This window comes from Shinella sp. HZN7 (genome assembly GCF_001652565.1).
Classification (GTDB): domain Bacteria; phylum Pseudomonadota; class Alphaproteobacteria; order Rhizobiales; family Rhizobiaceae; genus Shinella; species Shinella granuli.
Genome location: NZ_CP015736.1, coordinates 3471094 through 3489172, shown reverse-complemented (window position 1 = coordinate 3489172; position 18079 = coordinate 3471094). Strand labels below are relative to the sequence as shown.

The following is an 18079-nucleotide window of genomic DNA, read 5'->3' as shown; positions in this document are numbered from 1 at the left end:
GTGGAATCGTCTCTCCGGCGCGATCGCCTGTATGTATTCCAGCATCAAGTGCTGCGGTTTTGCGCATTTCAGGCGCCAGGACGAGGATTTTTTCGCGTCTTTCGGATTCACCGTTGCTTTTAGCCCCGGTTATGGCGGGATGCCCCCGGTGTTTGCCGCCAGTCGCCGGAGGACGAGGGTCTTGCAGCAACGGAATAAAGAGACGACCGATGCCTTGCCGCCCATCGCCAACGGGGGCTCCCTCCTGATCGACTGGATCGATGCGGAGGGGCGCGTCTGCCTCGTCAACGACCACGAGGCACGTGAACTGGGGATCGATCGGCGGGACCTGCCGGGCCTGTCGCTCGAACGGATCTATTCGAGCAGTTCGGCGCAACTGCTGCGCGCCATCGCCGCCGGTGAGCATGTTCCCGCCGCGAGCTTCCCGGTCTGGCTCAGCACGCCCCATTATGAAGAAGTGCCGATGGTGGCGAGCGCGGTTCCGGACCTGCCGCGCGGGCTTGCGATCGTCAAGCAGCCGCTGTCCTCCGCCGCGCTCGGCATCGGCGAGGAATTGCTGGAGCGGGTGGAGATCCTCTCGCAGATGATCGGCGCGGCGACGGAGGCCTGCTGGTGCATCGAATTCCTGGAGCCGGTCGACACCGCGCTTGCCGAGGACGAGATCGTCGAGCGGATATTCTCCAACCAGAGCTGCTGGCGGGCGTGCAACGAGGCGATGGCGCGGCTCTACCGGGTGCCGGAAGGCCTGGACTTCAACGTCCAGCCGGTCTCCCGCTACTTCCCCGCCACCGAGATCAACCGGCAGATGGTCCGCGACCTCGTGCGCTCCAACTACCGGCTCGACCATGCGGCCGCGGTCGACCGGCGGCATGACGGCAGCGAGATGCTGGTCGAGAACGATTTTCGCGCGGCGATCAAGGATGGCTTCCTCGTGCGGCTGTGGGGCACGACGCGCGACATCGGCGCGCACAAACGCCGCGAGCAGCAGCTCGCCGACCGGGCCGACACGATGCAGGACATCCTCAGCGCCGCGCCGGACCCGATCCTCGTCATTTCCGAAGACGGGCTGCTGCTGGCGGCCAATCCGGCGGCCGAGGACGTGTGGGGCCGGACAGCCGAGCAGATCCTTGGTAGGCCGATCCAGCATTTCATGGAAACCCGCCAGGCCCTCGGCAAGCTGCGGCAGGCCGCGCTCGAAGGCGAGGATGGCGAGAGCGGATGCGACCTCACCGTGGTTGCGGCCAATGGCAGCCGCGACGTCTGGCGCTTCCGTGCCGCGCGTATCGAAGGCGAGATGCGCCGCTATGTCCTGACGGCGCGGCGCAAGGCGAAACGCAAGGCGCGCAGCCCCGCGCAGGAGGCCCTGGCATGAAGTTCTACGCCAACGACCTCACCGCGCCCGGCCACCGGCGCCTGCGGCCCGCCTTCATCGACGAGCCGCAATTCGGCGCCTTCCTCGATGCCTTTCCCGAGGGTGTCGCGCTGCTGGAGACGGATGGCACCATCAAGCACGTCAACGGCAAGCTCGAACTCATCCTCAACATCGCGCGCGGCGATCTCGTCGGCTCGCAGCTTGCCCGGCATGCCAAGACGGCCGGCCCGCTCATCCAGAAGCTTGCCGGCGCCCTCCAGCAACTGAAGCGCATCGAAGTGTCCGGCACGCTCAATTCGCAGCGCAACGTCACCGGCACGCTCGGCATCCTGCGCACGCCCGATGGCGGCGCCTATGGTGCGCTCCTGACCCTGCGCGAGGCGGGCGGACGCCAGCGCGGCCACGAAAGCTCGGACAATTTCCGCTTCGAGGCCGAGCCGGTGGCCCGGGACCGGGCGAGCCGCGTCCTAACGCCGCGCCTGCAGGCGGCGGTGCACCGGGCCGCGAGCGCGCTCGACCGCGGCAGCGCCGTGCTCATCACCGGGGAGACCGGCACGGGCAAGACCGAGCTCGCCCGCTGGATCGGCAAGGCGGACGCTTCCGACGCGCCGCCCTTCGTCCATGTCAATTGCGGCATGCTCACCGATGCCCAGTTCGATGCGGAAATGTTCGGCATCGAGCCCGGCTCGGCGCTCGACACCTCGACGCGCGGCAAGCTCGGCTTCGTGGAGGCGGCCGATGGTGGCACGCTCTTCCTCGATCAGGTGACGGATCTCTCGCCCGTCGCCCAGATGAAGCTCGTCGCCTTCCTCGAAAACCAGACCTTCAGCCGGCTCGGCTCCGTCCAGCGGCGGCGTGCGCGCATCAGCCTCGTGACGGCGACCAATGCCGATCTCCCGGCGCTCCTGGAAAGCGGCGATTTCCGCAGCGACCTCTATTACCGCATCGCGGTCGTGACGCTCGACCTGCCGGCGCTGCGCGAGCAGCCCGAACTGGTCGCTGCGTTGACGGAGCATTTCCTGCGCCGGCTCAATTCCGGGCGCACGCCCGTGCTGCGCCTTTCGGCCGCCTTCACCGAGCGCCTTTCGGCCCATGCCTATCCCGGCAATATCCGGGAACTGGCGAACATCCTCGAACGCGCGGCGGCGACTGCCGACGATGTCGCCCTCTCCGATCATTTCGACGTGCCGGCGCCGATGGCGCGACCCGCCGCGGGACCCGTCGCCGACAGCGCCGAACGGCCGGAGCGGTTCAAGGACCTGGTGCAGGCGTTCGAACACTGGGTTCTGGAAAAATCCATCGCAGAACATGGGAGCAAAAGAAGCGCCGCCAAGGCGCTCGGCATCGATATCGCCACCCTCGTCCGAAAGACGAAGCGGACAAGATGACCAACGAAGACATGAAGGGGAACAAACATGTCGATCATGCGCAGATCCGCAATTCTCGCCCTTGCCGCCGCAAGCCTCGTGCCGCAGGCGCTGGCCGCCAGGGCCGCTGAACTCAACTACCTCACCTGGGAAGGTTATGCCGTCGATGGCTTCATCTCGAAGTTCGAGGCGGCCTCGGGCTGCAAGGTGACGGCCTCCTATGTCGGCTCGAACGACGATTTCGCCGCCAAGCTCGCCGCCGGCGGCGGTGTCTACGATCTCATCAGCCCCTCACTTGACACCGTGCCGATGCTGCGGCTGGCCGGCTTCGTCGCGCCGATCGATACGGCGAAGATCGAGGGCTTCGACGGCATCTATCCGGAATTCTCCAAGGAAAGCGACGTGGTAGCCGACGGGGAGACCTGGGCGGTGCCGCTGATCTGGGGCTCGGTGTCGCTGATCTACCGCGCCGACAAGTTCGAGACCAAGCCGGATTCGATCACCGTGCTGTTCGACCCGGCCTACAAGGGCAAGGTCTCGCTGTGGGACGACAAGTCCGCGCTCTACTGGACGGCCCGTTACCTCGGCTACGACAATGTCTTCGATCTCACGGACGAGCAGTTGGAGGCCGTGAAGGCCAAGCTGATCGAGCAAAAGCCGCTGATCCGCAAATACTGGGCGTCGGCCGGCGAACTGACCGAATTGATGGCCAACCAGGAGGTCTATGTCTCGAATGCCTGGACGGGCCTGACCAGCAAGGACGTCAACAACCTGAAGAAGGGGTTCGAGGTCGTCGAGTTCACGCCGAAGGAAAAGGCCGAGGGCTGGATGGATTCGATGATGCTGGTGAAGGATTCGCCGAACAAGGACTGCGCCTACAAGTTCATGAGCTTCATGCAGTCGGCCGACGGCCAGTGCGGCCTTGCCGAGGCCACCGGCTATTTCCCGGTCAATCCGAAGGCCGTCCAGGGCTGCATGAACGATGCGCTCAAGAAGGAGCGGCAGGTCGACAATGTCGAGTTCGTCAAGAGCCTCGTCATGTGGCAGCAGCCGGCGCGTCTCGACAAGTATCTCGAGACCTGGAACGCCGTGAAGGCCGCGCCCTGACGCCTGCCGGACGGCGCCGCGACGGGCGGCGCCTTCCGTCATCGCACGAGACAGTTCACACGACGCGGGGACCCGATGACCTCCAGCCCGATTGTGGCGCTTGACGGCGTTGCGAAACGATATGGCGCATTCGTCGCCCTTCACGAGACCGACCTTGCCATAGCCGAGGGCGAGTTCGTCACCCTGCTCGGCCCATCCGGCTGCGGCAAGACGACGACGCTGCGGCTGATCGGCGGTTTCGAACAGGCGAGCGCCGGCCGCATCGCCATTGCCGGGCAGGACGTGACGGAAAGCCCGCCCTATCGCCGGCCGGTCAACACGGTGTTCCAGGATTATGCCCTCTTCCCGCATATGAGCGTGGCGCAGAATATCGGCTACGGCCTTTCCGTCCGGTCGGGCCGGGTGGAGAAGGCGGAATGCCGCCGGCGGGTCGCCGAGGCGCTGGCCCTTGTCGGGCTGGAGGGCATGGCGGATCGTCGGCCCGGCGCGCTATCGGGCGGCCAGCGCCAGCGCGTCGCCATGGCGCGCGCCGTCGTGCGCCGCCCGCGCGTCCTCCTGCTCGACGAGCCGCTCTCGGCCCTCGACGTGAAGCTGCGCGAGGGCATGCAGGTGGAATTGAAGCGGCTGCACCGCGAACTCGGCATCACCTTCCTGATGGTCACGCACGACCAGACCGAGGCGCTCGCCCTTTCCGACCGCATCGTCGTCATGCGGGAGGGCCGCATCGCCCAGATCGGTTCGCCCACCGATCTCTACGACCATCCGGCAACGCCCTATGTCGCCGATTTCATCGGCGCGGCGAACCTGCTGGAGGCCGAGGCGCTCGGCTGCGAGGGCGATCTCTGTGCTTTCCAGCTTGCCAATGGTGCCGTGCTGCGCAGCCGGCGTCCGGGCGCTGCCGCGGTCGCGGCGGGCAACCGCGTGACGCTCGGCGTACGGCCGGAGCGGCTGATGACGGCGCGCCCGCAGACGGGGGAGGCGAACGCCCTCGATTGCCGCGTCCTGGAGCGGCTTTTCCATGGCGACCGCCTGCGCATCGAGCTTGTGCCGGAGGGAGGCGGAAAACCGCTCTTTGCCGAGCTCGCCCGCACCGCGCTTCCGGCATCGATTTCCCCCGGCAGCCGCCTTGCCGTGCATGTCGACCCGGCCGACGTGATGGTCTTTGATGCGGGAGGGGGCAAATGACGTTGACGCGCCGTACCTTCCCCGGCTTTGCCGCCCTGTTCTCCGCCCCGCTCGCCTGGGTGCTGCTGCTGATGGTCGTGCCCTATGCCATCATGGTCTCGGTGGGCTTCTGGACGCGGCAGTTCCCGCTGTTCCATCCGGATTTCCAGTTCGGCAACTACGCCCAGATCTTCGCCGACCCGCAATATACGACCGTCATCCTGCGCACGCTGAAGATCGCCGCCCTGGTCACGGTCTGCGCGCTGCTGCTCGGCTATCCGCTCGCCTATTTCCTCGTCTTCACCGTCCGTTCGCCGCGGCTGCGCAACCTTCTCTACATGTCGGTGATCGTGCCCCTGTGGGTGTCCTACCTGCTGCGCGCCTATACGTGGAAGATCATCCTCGGCACGGATGGCGCGCTGAATTCGCTTCTGGTTTCCACCGGCATCGTCTCGGCGCCGCTCGACGTCTTCCTCTACAACCAGACCGCCATGGTGGTGACGCTCGTCTATATCTTCGTGCCCTTCATGGTGATGCCGCTGTTCACCGTGCTCGACAACATTCCGCGCCGCCTCGTCGAGGCTTCGGAAGACCTCGGCGTCGGCCCGTTCATGACCTTCTGGAAGGTGATCTTCCCGCTGTCGCTCGGTGGCGTGGTGGCCGGCGCGACGATGACCTTCTGCCTGTCCTTCGGCGACTTCGTGGCGCCCGTCCTCGTCGGCGGGCCGGACGGGATCATGGTGGCAAACCTCCTGCAGACGCAGTTCGGTGCCGCGCTCAACTGGCCGCTCGGCTCGGCGCTGGCGACGCTCGTTCTCGCGCTGGTGCTGATCCTCCTGCAATTCTCCAGCCGTCTCGACCGGGCCGGCCGGGTCGACCTTTCGTGAGGAGGCGGGCATGCTGCGCTTGAGATGGTGGCAGAAGGGCATGGTGGGGGTGAGCCTCGGCGTCCTCGCCTTCCTGTATCTGCCGATCGTCATCCTGGTGATGTTCTCCTTCAACGACAGCAAGGTGACCTCCTTCCCGCTCGCGGGCTTCACGCTGCACTGGTACGAGGCTTTCCTCGCCAACGGGCAGATGCTGCGGGCGCTGAGCAACAGCCTGTGGGTCGCCCTTTTTGCAACCGCGCTTGCCGTGCTGATCGGCGTGACGGCGGCGCTGGCGCTCGATCGCTACGAATTCCCCGGAAAGCGCCTCTTCCAGAATGTCATCCTGCTGCCGCTCAGCCTGCCCGGCATCGTCACGGGCATTGCGATGCTGAACTTCTACAAGCAGATCGGCATTCCCCAGAGCCTCACCGCCGTGGTGATCGGCCATGCGACGGCGCTGCTCGGCGTGGTGGTCTCGCAGGTCATGGCGCGGCTCTCCAAGGTCAACCGGCGCCAGTTCGAGGCTTCGGCCGATCTCGGCGCCACGCCCTTCGAGACCTTCCGGCGCGTGACGCTTCCGGCGATCCGCAGCTCGATCGTCGGCTCGGCGCTGCTCTGCTTCACGCTCTCCTTCGACGAGATCCCCGTCACCTATTTCCTGACGGGGCGCGAGGTGACGCTGCCGATCTACATCTATTCGACGCTCCGGCGCGGCATCACGCCGGAGATCAATGCCATCGGCACGGTGATCGTCGCCGTGTCCTTCGTGCTCATCGTCCTCTCGGTCACGCTGTTGCGCGACCGGCATCAATCCTGATCCATGGAAGGGAGAACACGCATGGATGCCTCGACCTATACAATCGATTTCTGGCGCGCCAAGGCTGGATCGCTCGGGTTCCGCACGAAACATTTCATCGACGGGGCCTATGTCGATTCCGCCGACGGACGGACCTTCCCGACGATCAATCCGGCGACCGGCGGGACCATCGCCGAGGTTGCCCGGGGCGGTGCGGCGGAGATCGACCGGGCCGTCGCCGTCGCCCGCAAGGCCTATCGTTCCGGCATCTGGTCGCGCATGGAACCGCGCGCCCGCATGGCGGTGCTGGAAAAGTTCTCCGCGCTGGTGGAGAGCCATGCCGAGGAATTCGCCGTGCTCGACAGCCTCGACATGGGCAAGCCGGTCATGGACATGATGAACATCGACATTCCCGGCTCCGTCACCGCGCTGAAATTCTTCTCCGAGACGATCGACAAGATCGAGGGCGCGGTCACCGCGACGGCCTCGAATGCGCTGCACTATATCCTGCGCCAGCCGCTCGGCGTCGTCGGCCTCATCGTGCCGTGGAACTATCCGCTGATGATGGCCGCCTGGAAGCTCGGGCCGGCGCTGGCGACCGGCAATTCCGTCGTCCTCAAGCCGGCCGAGCAATCGCCGCTCTCCGCGAACCTTCTTGCCGAACTCTTCATCGAGGCGGGCGGCCCGGCGGGTGTCTTCAACGTCGTGCACGGGCTCGGCGAGGAGGCCGGCAAGGCGCTGGCGCTGCATGACGACGTCGACAAGATCGGCTTCACCGGCTCCACCGAGGTCGGCAAGCTCTTGATGATCTATGCCGGCCAGTCGAACATGAAGCGCGTCTCGACGGAATGCGGGGGCAAGACGCCGCAGATCGTGCTCGGCGACTATGACGATCTCGACACCGCCGTCACCTATGCCGTCAACGGCATCTACGGCAACCAGGGCGAGGTCTGCAATGCCGGCTCGCGCATCCTGGTGGAAAAGAGCATCCATGACGATTTCGTCGAGCGTTTCACCGCTCGCACGCGGGAAAACTTCGTGCTGGGCGATCCGCTCGATCCGTCGACGACCATCGGGCCGCTCGTCACCGCGGCGCACCAGAAGCGGGTGCTGAGCTATATCGACATCGGCCGGCAGGAGGGGGCGGCGTTGCGCTTCGGCGGCGGCACGCTTGCAGCCTCACCGGAGGGCGCCTTCGTCGAGCCGACGCTCTTCACCGGCGTCGACAACGGCATGCGCATTGCCCGCGAGGAAATCTTCGGGCCGGTCGCCGCCATCATTCCCGTCGCAGGCCTGGACGATGCCATCGAGATCGCGAACGATTCGATCTACGGCTTGGCCGCCTCGGTCTGGACGCGGGACGTCGGCAAGGCGCATCGCTTCGCCCGCGATGTCGAGGCCGGCGTCGTCTGGGTCAACTGCTTCGACCATGGCGACATGACCTCGATCTGGGGTGGCTTCAAGCAGACCGGCGACGGGCGCGACAAGTGCCTGGAAGCGCTGACGCAATACAGCCAGACCAAGTCGGTCTGGCTCAACCTCGGCTGACCGGCAGGGGCGGCGGCCCGGGGCCGCCGCCCTCATGATTTTCAGAAAAAGTTTACGCCGTTTCGCGTCCATTTGTTGCGGCGCGCCGATGGCCGTGGCGTGACGATGAAACTCGCGCGCCTTTTCCGGCATCGATTTTCACCCCGTTGCGGTGGTTTTCAACGTATCCGGCAGCGGACATCCGGGCCGGCGCCCGCGAATGGTTTGATATTCAAGCGGGATTTGGGAAAGCCGGGATCATCGGCTTTCCCGTTTTCACGATCGCCGTCGTGAAAATTTTCAGATCAAACAACAAAAAGAAAACAGATTACATGACGGCTGGGAATTCTGGGTGAATCCATTGACTTCCGGTGAAATTATCGCATTATCGAGAAAACAAATTACATCGCTCCAGCGATGATCGTTGACGGGAACTTTGCGATCCAACAGCACGGCATCACGCCGTTCGGCCAGGCACCGGCGCGCCACGCGGCGGGCGATGACGGCCGGGCAGCGGCCGGCCTGGACGCCAGCGGAACGGACGCCCATGCGCATCTTCACGGCCTCGCTTGCCACCGAGACCAACACCTTCTCGCCCGTCCCCACGGACATGAACGCCTTCAAGGCCGCCTTCTATGCCGGCCCGGGCGAGCATCCCGACACGCCCACGCTCTGCTCCTCCGTCGTGCCGATCCTGCGCCGGCGCGGCCGGGCGGAAGGCTTTGCCGTCATCGAGGGCACCTCCTGCTGGGCCGAGCCCGCCGGCCTCATCCAGCGCCGGACCTACGAGACCCTGCGCGACCGCATCCTCGGCGAACTGCAGGCCGCCCTGCCGGTCGATGCCGTCGTGCTCGGCCTGCACGGCGCGATGGTGGCGCAGGGTTATGACGATCCGGAGGGCGACCTCTTGGAGCGGGTGCGCGCGATCGTCGGGCCGGACGTGCTGGTTGCCGCCGAGTTCGACCCGCACAGCCACCTCACCGCCCGGCGCGTCGCCCATCTCGACCTGATGGCGACCTTCCTCGAATTCCCGCACACCGATTTCGAGGAGCGCGGCGAGCATGTCGTCGAGCTTGCGCTGCGCACGCTGCGCGGCGAGATCCGCCCCGTCATCTCCACCTTCGACTGCCGCATGATCACCCTCTACCCGACGAGCCGCGAGCCGATGCGCGCCTTTATCGACCGGCTGAAGGCGATGGAGGGCAGGGACGGCATCCTCTCCATCTCCGTCATCCACGGCTTCATGGCCGGCGACGTGCCGGACATGGGCACGCGCATCGTCGTCGTTGCCGACGGCGACAAGGCGAAGGGCGACGCGCTGGCGCAAAGGCTCGGCCACGAGCTCTACGGCCTGCGCCGCAAGACGGCGATGCCGATGTTCGACACGGAGGCCGGGCTCGACCGGGCGCTGGCCGTGCGTGACGAGCGGCCGGACATGCCCGTCGTCATCGCCGACGTCTGGGACAATCCGGGCGGCGGGGTGGCGGGCGATGCGACCTATATCCTGCGCCGCATGATGGCGCGGGGCTTTGACGATGTCGCGGTGGCGACGATCTGGGACCCGATCGCCGTCTCCTTCTGCCATGCGGCGGGGGAAGGGGCGGAGCTTGCGCTGCGCCTCGGCGGCAAGTCGGGGCCGGAGGGCGGCGAGCCGCTCGACCTCAACGTGACGGTCGAAGCCGTGTTCGATGCCGGCTGGCAGAGCTTCCGCAACAGCCGGGTGACGCTGGGCCCTGCCGCCGTGGTGCGTCCGCTCGGCACGACGATCGACATCGTGCTGATCACCAGCCGCACGCAGACCTACGAGCCCGACATCTTTGCCAACCAGGGCATCGACTTCACGGCGAAGGCCTTCCTGCTGGTGAAGTCCACCAACCACTTCCATGCCGGCTTCCAGCCGGTCTCCTCCGAGATCGTCTACGTCGCCGCGCCGACCTCCTACCCGACCGATCCGGCAACAACCGCCTATCGCAAGGCCAGTCTCGAACTCTGGCCACGCGTCGACGATCCGCTCGGGCTGGAGCCGGGCGCCGCTGCCTGATCCCTTTCATGACCCAGGAATTGACCCGATGACCGCCTCCGTCGACCCCAACCATTCCCTGCTCTTCGAAACGCTCTGGACGCCGCCGGCCGGCGAAGAGGCGCCTGTCTATACGATCCGCCTCACCAATCTCGGCGCCACGCCGCTTGCCGGCTTCGTGCTGTGCTTCAGCGGTCCGGCGCGGCTGCAGGCCGGCGCGGCGATCGAGAACGGCCGGCTGGTGCGGCGCTTTTCCAACCACAGCACCATCGCGCCGCCGGACGGCTTCGTGCTGGCGCCCGGCGCGGTCTGGGAGGCGAGCAGCCGCCAGCTTTCCTATCCGCTGCGCCACTGGAGCGACGGCGCGCGCAACGCCTATGTCGTCACCGCCGAGGGAACCATCCTGCCGGCGCGCGTGCTGCCCACCGTCTCCACCGTCGCGGAAAATGCGCCGCGCCGCGGCACCGCCCGCGCGCCGGTTCCGCTGAACGCGCCGCAGCCGCTGTCGATCGTCCCCTGGCCGAAAGAGGTCGCCGGCATTGCCGGCGGGCAGGTGCCGCACGGGCTCGCCCTTGCGGACGGCCCGGCCGCGGCCGCCGAAGCGGCCGATGCCTTCCGCGATATCACCACGCGGCTTTTCCAGGGTGAGGGGCTGGTGCGGGACATCCACCAGGGCGGCCTGCCGGTTCGTTTTGCCGAACGGGCAGGCGAGGTGGAGGCCTATCGCCTCGACTTTGCGGCCGATGGCGTGCTCGTCACGGCGTCTGCGCCTGCGGGTTTCCTCTACGGGCTGATCACGCTGGGCCAGATCTTCCGCGGTGCCCGGCGCCACCCCGCCACCTTCCTCTTTCCTGTGGCTGGCAGCATCGAGGATGCCCCGCGCATGGGCTTCCGCGGCTGCCATCTCGACGTGGCGCGCCAGTTCTATGCCGGCGCCGAGGTCAAGCAGTTCCTCGCGATTCTCGCCTGGAACAAGCTCAACCGTTTCCACTGGCACCTCACCGACGACGAGGCCTGGCGCATCGAGATCACCGCCTATCCGCAACTGACGGAAAAGGCCGCCTGGCGCGGCCATGACCTGCCTGTGCCGCCGCTCTTCGGCTCCGGGCCGTTCCCGACCGGCGGCTACTATACGCAGGACGAGGTGCGCGAGATCGTGGCGCATGCCGGTCGCTACGGCATCGCCGTCATCCCGGAAATCGACGTGCCCGGCCACAGCTTCGCCCTGCTGCAGGCGCTGCCGGAGCTGCGCGATCCGGACGAGACCGGCGAGTATGCCTCCGTGCAGGGCATGCCGAACAATTGCCTCAACCCGGCCCAGCCGAAGGCCATCGCCTTCATGGAGACGGTGATGCAGGAGCTTGCCGGGCTCTTTCCCGCCGGCATCCTGCATGTCGGTGCGGACGAGGTGCCGCTCGGGGCCTGGTCCGGCTCGCCGCTGGCGCTTGCCATGCTCGCCGATCTTGCCGGCGCGGACGCGGCCAAGGCCCATGCGCGGCACAACAATGTCGAGACCAACCACGACGGCGCCGACGACATCGAAGGCGCGCCGACCGCCGTGCTGCAGGCGGCCTTCCTGCGGCAGGTGCATGCGAGCGTCAAGGCGCTCGGCTGCGTCACCGGCGGCTGGCAGGAGGCGGCGCATGGCGGCGTGCTCGACAAGGCATCGTCCTATCTCATCGGCTGGCGCGACGTGCCGGTAAGCGCGCGTCTTGCGCAGGAGGGCTACGACATCGTCGTGGCGCCGGGGCAGGCCTATTATCTCGACATGGGCCAGTCCACCGACTGGAACGAGCCGGGCGCCGGCTGGGCGGGCTCCCCGTCCCCGCGCGACACCTATGATTTCGACCCCGTCGAAGGGTGGACGGGCGAGCAGCTGGCCCATTTCAAGGGCGTCCAGGCCTGCATCTGGAACGAATCCATGGCCGACCGCGCGATCTTCGATCGCCTCGTCTTCCCTCGCCTTTCGGCCATTGCCGAGACGGCCTGGACGCCCTGGGAGCAGAAGGACTGGGACCGCTTCATCGTCAACGCGGCGCTGATGCCCAACCTCTACGGCCACTGGGCCTGACGGAGAACGCAAACGATGCCCGATCTTCTCGTCAATCTCCATTCGCAAAAATTCGCGGCGCTTGCGGCGCGTCCGCCGGTCGAGGGCGTCACGATCCGTCCGGCGCTGGCGCCGGAAATGGCGCTCGTGGTCGACTGGGTGCGCGAGAACTTTTCCGACAACTGGGCGAGCGAGGTGACCGTCGCCTTTTCGCGCCGGCCGGTCGCCTGCCTCGTTGCGGTGTCTGAAGGGCGGCTTCTCGGCTTTGCCTGTCACGACATCGTGGCGCGCGGCTTCTTCGGGCCGACGGGCGTGCATCCTGACGCGCGGGGCAGGGGCGTGGGCGTGGCGCTGCTTGCGGGCGCGCTCCTCGCACTCAAGGCCGACGGGTATGCCTATGCGGTGATCGGCGATGCCGGACCGGTGGATTTTTATGTGGGTGCGGTCGGTGCGATGCCGATCCCCGCGCAGGACAAGGGCGTTTACGAGGGCATGCTGCGCCGCCCGAAACCCGACAGTTCAAGAGAGGAGTGAACGACATGAAGTTCCAGACCCTGACGGCCGTTGCGGCCCTGATGCTGAGCGCCGCGCCCGCGGCTGCCCAGACCGTGCTGACCGTGAACATCGAGCCCGCGACGACGTGGGTGCGCAACTTTAACCCCTTCAACCAGACGTCCGCGCGCCAGAGCACGCTCGACTTCATCTATGAGCCGCTGGTCATCTTCAACCAGTTCGACAGCAACAAGCCGGTCTATCGTCTTGCCGAGAGCTTCACGCTCTCCGACGACCTGAAGAGCATCGATTTCAAGCTGCGTTCCGGCCTGAAATGGTCCGACGGCCAGCCGCTGACCGCCGAGGACGTGAAGTTCAGCTTCGACCTCGTGAAGAGATTCCCGGCGCTCGACTTCGTCAGCATCTGGACGCAGATCGACGGTGTCGAGGTGGCGGATGCCGAGACCGTGCGCTTCACCATGAAGGAGCCGACCTCGCTTGCCGCCGAAACGCTGGTGCAGATCCCTATCGTGCCGCAGCATGCCTGGAAGGACATCGCCGATCCCGTCACCTTCTCCAACGAGACGCCGGTCGGCAGCGGTCCGATGACGGAGATCGCCCGCTTCACCGGGCAGACCTACGACCAGTGCCGCAACCCGAACTACTGGGACGCAGAACAGCTCAAGGTCGACTGCATGCGCTTCCCGCAGCTTGCCGACAACAACCAGATCCTGACCGCGACGGTGGACGGCACGCTCGACTGGGGCGTCTCCTTCATCCCCGATATCGAGAAGGTCTATGTCGCCAAGAACCCGGAGCACTTCCACTACTGGTATTCGCCGAGCAGCATGGTGGCCTTCGTCTTCAACCAGGAAAGCGCCAATGCGGACAATCGCAAGGCCTTTTCCGACCTGAAGTTCCGCCAGGCCGTTTCCATGGCGCTCGACCGGCAGGGCATGGTCGATATCGCCGGCTACGGCTATCCGACGCTGAACGAGGACCCGGGCCTGATGGGCGAGCTCTACAAGGCCTGGGCCGATCCGTCCGTCACCACCGATTTCGGCAAGTTCGCGACCTATGACGAGGCGGCAGCCGCGGCGCTGCTCGACGAGGCCGGTTATGTCGACAAGGACGGCGACGGCATGCGCGACAACCCCGACGGCACGAAGATCGCCTTCTCGATCATCGTTCCGGCGAGCTGGACCGACTGGATCGACACCGTCAACATCGCCATCGACAACATGAAGGCGGTCGGCATCGATGCGAGGATCGAGACGCCGGAAGAGGCCGTCTGGAGCCAGAACCTCATCTCCGGCAAGTTCGACGCCGCCATCAACAGTCTGCCGGCCGCAGCTTCGCCGTACTATCCCTACAAGCGCGCCTTCACCGAGGCCGACAAGGGCAAGACGCGCTTCACCGCGCAGCGCTGGTTCAATGCGGATGTCGAAAAGCTGATCGGGGAGTTCACCCACACGGCCGATCTCGCCAAGCAGAAGGATATCATGAACAGGGCCCAGCGCATCGTTGCGGAGAACCTGCCGCTGATGCCGGTGTTTAACAACCCGAACTGGTATCAGTACAATACGAGCCGCTTCACCGGCTGGTCGACGAAGGAGAATCCCTTCGCCAATCCGTCGATCACCAGGAACAATCGCGCACGTCTTCTGAACCTCCTGGCTCTCCAGCCGGTTCCGTGATCCGTCCATAGAGGAGGCGGGGACCGTGACAGGCCCCGCCGGTTCCACACCATGCCCTTCCTGCTTCGCCGAATCCTGTTCTACCTCGCCGCCTTCATCGCGGCGGCGACGATCAACTTCTTCCTGCCGCGCCTGATGCCGGGCGATCCGGTGGCGCTGATGTTCTCCTCGGCGGGCTCGGAACTGCCGCCGGAAAGCCTGGAGGCGCTGAAGCTCACCTTCGGCTTCGTCGACGGGCCGCTCTGGGAGCAGTACCTCACCTATCTCTCCAGCATCTTCACCGGCGACCTTGGGGTCTCGGTGAAATATTTCCCGCTGCCGGTGACGGACCTGCTCGGGCGGGCGCTCCTGTGGACCGTCGGTCTCGTCGGCACGGCGACGCTGATCTCCTTCGCGCTCGGCAGTTTCCTCGGCATGGTCGCCGCCTGGCGGCGCGGCAGCCGGCTCGACGTGGTGGTGTCGGTCTCCGCGATCTTCGCCACCTCGATTCCGGCGGTCGTCACCTCGCTCGTCGCGCTCTTCGTCTTCGGCTTCACGCTCGGCTGGTTTCCGACGGGCTATGCGCATGACCCGGCGCTCGATCCGTCCTTCAGCCTCGCCTTTTTCGCCAGCGTCGCCCATCATGCCATCCTGCCGCTCGTCACGCTCTGCTTCGTCCTGACCGGCGGCTTCACCGTGACCATGCGCAACAATATGATCAACCTGCTCGGGCAGGACTATGTGGTGATGGCCCGCGCCAAGGGACTTTCCGACCGGCGCGTCATGGTCTGGTATGCGGCGCGCAATGCGCTGCTGCCGACGGTCTCCAGCCTTGCCATCGCGCTCGGCACCGTGCTCGGCGGCTCGCTGGTGACGGAGGTGGTGTTCAACTATCCGGGCCTTGGCAATACGCTCTACCAGGCGATCCTCGCCCGCGACTATCCGGTCATCCAGGGCCAGCTCCTCGTCATGACCGCCGCCATGCTGGTGTCCAATTTCCTCGTCGATGTCAGCTATGTTCTGCTCGACCCGCGTCTGAAGGGGAGTGGCTGACATGGGCCAGCTCTTGATCGGCCTTCGCCGCAACCGCAAGGCGCTCGTCGGCCTTGCCATCGTGCTCCTCATCGTGCTGGTGGCGGTCGCCGCGCCGCTGCTCACGGAATACAATCCCGCCGGCCGCACCGGCCGGCCGCACCAGCCGCCCTCGGCCGAACATATCCTCGGCACGACCCGCCTCGGGCAGGATGTCTGGGCGCGGCTGATCTATGGCGCGCAGACCTCGCTCGCCGTGGGCTTTGCCGCCGGCCTGCTGATCACCGTCGTCGGCACGACGCTCGGCATCATCGCTGGCTATCGCGGCGGCAAGACGGACGAGGTGATCAGCTTCCTCACCAACATGGTGCTGGTCGTGCCGAACCTGCCGCTGCTGCTCGTCATCGCCTCCTTCGTCGGGCAGGCGGGGCCTATGGTCATCGCGCTCATCCTCGGCCTCACCTCCTGGGCCTGGGGCGCGCGCGTCACGCGGGCCGAGACGCTGTCCGTCAAGCAGCGGGATTTCGTGAAGGCCGCGGAGATGATGGGCGAGCCGCAATGGCGCATCATGGCATTCGAGATCTTCCCGAACGTCTTCTCCATCGTCGGCATCAATTTCATCGGCAGCGTCATCTTCGCCGTCATCACCGAGGCGACACTGGAATTCCTTGGGCTCGGCGATCCCAACGTCATCTCCTGGGGCACCATGCTCTACAACGCGCAGAAGGCCTCGGCGCTCTCGGTCGGCGCCTGGTGGGACATCCTTGCGCCGTGCCTGGCGCTGGCGTTGCTCGGCATCGGACTGTCGCTGGTCAACTTCGCGGTGGATGAGATTGCCAATCCGCGGCTGCGCACCGGCGGGCGCCTTGCCCGCTGGTCGAGCCTCATCAGATCCGGGGAGGGACGCCTGTGAGCGACGCCTTGCTTTCCGTCAGGAACCTCACGATCGACTATATCGGCGCGGAGACGGATTTTCGTGCGGTGGACGACGTCTCCTTCGACGTCGCGCCGGGGGAGGTCTTCGGGCTTGCCGGGGAATCGGGCTGCGGCAAGAGCACTATCGCCTTTGCCGTCAGCCGGCTGCATGGCCCGCCGGCGCTGATCCGCAAGGGCAGCGAGATCCGCCTTGCCGGCCGCGACGTGCTCGGCCTCGACAAACGGGCGCTCGCCGATTTCCGCTGGCGCGAGGTGGCGATGGTGTTCCAGAGCGCGATGAACTCGCTGAACCCGGTGCTGCGCGTCGAGGAGCAGTTCTACGATGTGCTGCGCACCCATACCGGCTGCACGCGCAAGGAGGCGCGCGACCGCACCGCCGAGATGCTGACGCTCGTCGACATCAGGCCGGAGCGCATGCGCGACTATCCGCACCAGTTCTCCGGCGGCATGCGCCAGCGCATCGTCATCGCCATCTGCATGGCGCTCGATCCCAAGCTCGTCGTCATGGACGAGCCGACAACGGCGCTCGACGTGGTGGTGCAGCGCGAAATCCTCCAGCGGATCGACGAACTGCGCCGCCAGCGCGGCTTTTCCGTGCTGTTCATCACCCATGATCTCGGGCTGATGGTGCAGTTCTGCGACCGCATCGGCGTCATGCTGTCGGGCAGGATGGTGGAACAGGGACCGTCGGAGGCGATCTTCCGCACGCCGCGACACGATTATACGAAGAGGCTCTGGGCCTCGTTCCCCTCGCTCAAGGGAGGTGTGCTCGGATGAACGAACCGCTTCTGCGCTTTGACACTGTCAGCAAGACCTTCGGCAGCGAAACGGGCGGCGTGCGGGCCGCGCGCTCGGTCAATTTCGCACTCCACAGCGGGCGGGCGCTCGCCATCGTCGGGGAATCGGGCAGCGGCAAGACGACCTGCGCGCGCATGGCCATGCTGGAATACCTGCCGACGAGCGGCCGCGTGCTGTTCAAGGGCGAGCCGACGGCGGGTCGGCGCGGCCGCGACCTTGCCGCCTACCGGCAGGCCGTGCAGATGATCTTCCAGGATCCGTTCGCCTCGCTCAACCCGGCGCACACCATCGCCTATCACCTGAAGCGGACGCTGCGCCTGCACCGCCCGGATATCCGATCTGCCGACCTCGACGCCGCGGTCTTCGAGCAGCTTGCCGGCGTCAAGCTCGATCCCGCCATCGTCGCCCCGAAATACCCCCACGAACTGTCCGGCGGCCAGCGCCAGCGCGTCAACATCGCCCGCCCGCAGGTCCTCGTCGCGGACGAGCCGACCTCGATGCTGGACGTCTCGGTGCGCCTCGGCGTGTTGAACCTGCTCAACGAGATGAAGGCGGCGCGCAATCTCGGCCTCCTCTACATCACCCACGACATTGCCACCGCCCGCTATGTCGCGGAGGATATCGCGGTCATGTATAGCGGCCAGATCGTCGAATGGGGCGATTGCGGCGCGGTGATCGACAACCCGCAGCATCCCTATACAAAGCTGTTGCTGTCGGCCGTGCCCGATCCGGCGTGCCGCTTCTCCGATGCCGCCTCGCGGATCGACCCCGGCGCGGTGGAGGCCGTCCGCCGCATCGCGGCGAAGGACCAGAGCGAGGTCGTCACGGCAGGCGAAAACCACTTCGTCCTCGCCGTCTGAAAAGAGCCTTCAG

General features: G+C 66.2%; 16 protein-coding genes. 15 read left to right on the top strand and 1 reads right to left on the bottom strand.

From position 1 onward, the window contains the following. Positions 1-181: 181 nt before the first annotated feature. From shn_RS16790 to shn_RS16760, 7 genes are all read left to right on the top strand, one after another. Positions 182-1372, top strand: coding sequence for a PAS domain-containing protein (locus shn_RS16790; protein ID WP_064331434.1), 1191 nt, complete (start codon positions 182-184; stop codon positions 1370-1372). Continuing rightward, positions 1369-2760, top strand: coding sequence for a sigma 54-interacting transcriptional regulator (locus shn_RS16785; RefSeq protein ID WP_064331433.1), 1392 nt, complete (start codon positions 1369-1371; stop codon positions 2758-2760). The genes shn_RS16790 and shn_RS16785 overlap by 4 nt, the downstream gene beginning before the upstream one ends. Before the next feature lie 27 nt (positions 2761-2787). Next, positions 2788-3846: an ABC transporter substrate-binding protein gene (locus tag shn_RS16780; RefSeq protein ID WP_064331432.1), complete on the top strand. Its 1059-nt coding sequence runs from the start codon at positions 2788-2790 to the stop codon at positions 3844-3846. Positions 3847-3921: 75 nt separating this feature from the next. Further along, positions 3922-5031 (top strand): ABC transporter ATP-binding protein, encoded by a 1110-nt coding sequence (locus tag shn_RS16775; protein WP_064331431.1) that lies wholly within the window; start codon positions 3922-3924, stop codon positions 5029-5031. Further along, on the top strand, positions 5028-5897 hold the full coding sequence (locus tag shn_RS16770) for an ABC transporter permease (RefSeq protein ID WP_064331430.1): 870 nt from the start codon (positions 5028-5030) through the stop codon (positions 5895-5897). The genes shn_RS16775 and shn_RS16770 overlap by 4 nt, the downstream gene beginning before the upstream one ends. Positions 5898-5907: 10 nt before the next feature. Further along, entirely contained in the window at positions 5908-6696 is a 789-nt protein-coding gene (locus shn_RS16765; RefSeq protein ID WP_064331429.1) for an ABC transporter permease, read from the top strand. Positions 6697-6717: 21 nt separating this feature from the next. After that, positions 6718-8223, top strand: a complete 1506-nt coding sequence (locus shn_RS16760; RefSeq protein WP_064331428.1) for an aldehyde dehydrogenase — start codon at positions 6718-6720, stop codon at positions 8221-8223. 279 nt (positions 8224-8502) lie between these two features. Here shn_RS16760 and shn_RS35865 read toward each other — a convergent pair whose 3' ends face one another. Next, the gene (locus shn_RS35865; protein ID WP_145925951.1) at positions 8503-8751 is read right to left on the bottom strand and encodes a hypothetical protein; all 249 of its coding nucleotides are present in this window, start codon (positions 8749-8751) and stop codon (positions 8503-8505) included. On the opposite strand from shn_RS35865, the gene shn_RS16755 reads away from it, so the two are divergent. From shn_RS16755 to shn_RS16720, 8 genes are read left to right on the top strand one after another with little or no spacing between them, the layout of a single operon-like run. Further along, on the top strand, positions 8750-10243 hold the full coding sequence (locus tag shn_RS16755; protein WP_064331427.1) for a M81 family metallopeptidase: 1494 nt from the start codon (positions 8750-8752) through the stop codon (positions 10241-10243). The genes shn_RS35865 and shn_RS16755 overlap by 2 nt on opposite strands. A 28-nt stretch (positions 10244-10271) precedes the next feature. Then, the gene (locus tag shn_RS16750; RefSeq protein WP_064331426.1) at positions 10272-12293 is read left to right on the top strand and encodes a beta-N-acetylhexosaminidase; all 2022 of its coding nucleotides are present in this window, start codon (positions 10272-10274) and stop codon (positions 12291-12293) included. 15 nt (positions 12294-12308) lie between these two features. After that, positions 12309-12806, top strand: coding sequence for a GNAT family N-acetyltransferase (locus shn_RS16745; RefSeq protein ID WP_064331425.1), 498 nt, complete (start codon positions 12309-12311; stop codon positions 12804-12806). Positions 12807-12811: 5 nt separating this feature from the next. Next, the gene (locus shn_RS16740; protein ID WP_064332657.1) at positions 12812-14461 is read left to right on the top strand and encodes an ABC transporter substrate-binding protein; all 1650 of its coding nucleotides are present in this window, start codon (positions 12812-12814) and stop codon (positions 14459-14461) included. Between the two features lie 51 nt (positions 14462-14512). Further along, positions 14513-15493 carry an ABC transporter permease gene (locus shn_RS16735; protein ID WP_064331424.1) on the top strand — a complete coding sequence of 327 codons (981 nt, stop codon included), beginning with the start codon at positions 14513-14515 and terminating at the stop codon, positions 15491-15493. Between the two features lies 1 nt (position 15494). Further along, positions 15495-16385 carry an ABC transporter permease gene (locus tag shn_RS16730; RefSeq protein WP_064331423.1) on the top strand — a complete coding sequence of 297 codons (891 nt, stop codon included), beginning with the start codon at positions 15495-15497 and terminating at the stop codon, positions 16383-16385. Further along, entirely contained in the window at positions 16382-17185 is an 804-nt protein-coding gene (locus shn_RS16725; RefSeq protein WP_064331422.1) for an ABC transporter ATP-binding protein, read from the top strand. Before shn_RS16730 ends, shn_RS16725 begins: the two co-directional genes overlap by 4 nt. Further along, positions 17182-18066: an ABC transporter ATP-binding protein gene (locus tag shn_RS16720; RefSeq protein ID WP_064331421.1), complete on the top strand. Its 885-nt coding sequence runs from the start codon at positions 17182-17184 to the stop codon at positions 18064-18066. Before shn_RS16725 ends, shn_RS16720 begins: the two co-directional genes overlap by 4 nt. Positions 18067-18079: the final 13 nt, after the last annotated feature.

Bases quoted from the DNA above. Each gene is read 5' to 3' on its own strand.
- shn_RS16780 (WP_064331432.1), top strand. From the start codon at position 2,788: ATGTCGATCATGCGCAGATCCGCAATTCTCGCCCTTGCCGCCGCAAGC.
- shn_RS16760 (WP_064331428.1), top strand. From the start codon at position 6,718: ATGGATGCCTCGACCTATACAATCGATTTCTGGCGCGCCAAGGCTGGA.
- shn_RS16750 (WP_064331426.1), top strand. From the start codon at position 10,272: ATGACCGCCTCCGTCGACCCCAACCATTCCCTGCTCTTCGAAACGCTC.
- shn_RS35865 (WP_145925951.1), bottom strand. From the start codon at position 8,751: ATGGGCGTCCGTTCCGCTGGCGTCCAGGCCGGCCGCTGCCCGGCCGTC.
- shn_RS16770 (WP_064331430.1), top strand. From the start codon at position 5,028: ATGACGTTGACGCGCCGTACCTTCCCCGGCTTTGCCGCCCTGTTCTCC.
- shn_RS16755 (WP_064331427.1), top strand. From the start codon at position 8,750: ATGCGCATCTTCACGGCCTCGCTTGCCACCGAGACCAACACCTTCTCG.
- shn_RS16735 (WP_064331424.1), top strand. From the start codon at position 14,513: ATGCCCTTCCTGCTTCGCCGAATCCTGTTCTACCTCGCCGCCTTCATC.
- shn_RS16720 (WP_064331421.1), top strand. From the start codon at position 17,182: ATGAACGAACCGCTTCTGCGCTTTGACACTGTCAGCAAGACCTTCGGC.
- shn_RS16765 (WP_064331429.1), top strand. From the start codon at position 5,908: ATGCTGCGCTTGAGATGGTGGCAGAAGGGCATGGTGGGGGTGAGCCTC.
- shn_RS16730 (WP_064331423.1), top strand. From the start codon at position 15,495: ATGGGCCAGCTCTTGATCGGCCTTCGCCGCAACCGCAAGGCGCTCGTC.
- shn_RS16745 (WP_064331425.1), top strand. From the start codon at position 12,309: ATGCCCGATCTTCTCGTCAATCTCCATTCGCAAAAATTCGCGGCGCTT.
- shn_RS16785 (WP_064331433.1), top strand. From the start codon at position 1,369: ATGAAGTTCTACGCCAACGACCTCACCGCGCCCGGCCACCGGCGCCTG.
- shn_RS16775 (WP_064331431.1), top strand. From the start codon at position 3,922: ATGACCTCCAGCCCGATTGTGGCGCTTGACGGCGTTGCGAAACGATAT.
- shn_RS16740 (WP_064332657.1), top strand. From the start codon at position 12,812: ATGAAGTTCCAGACCCTGACGGCCGTTGCGGCCCTGATGCTGAGCGCC.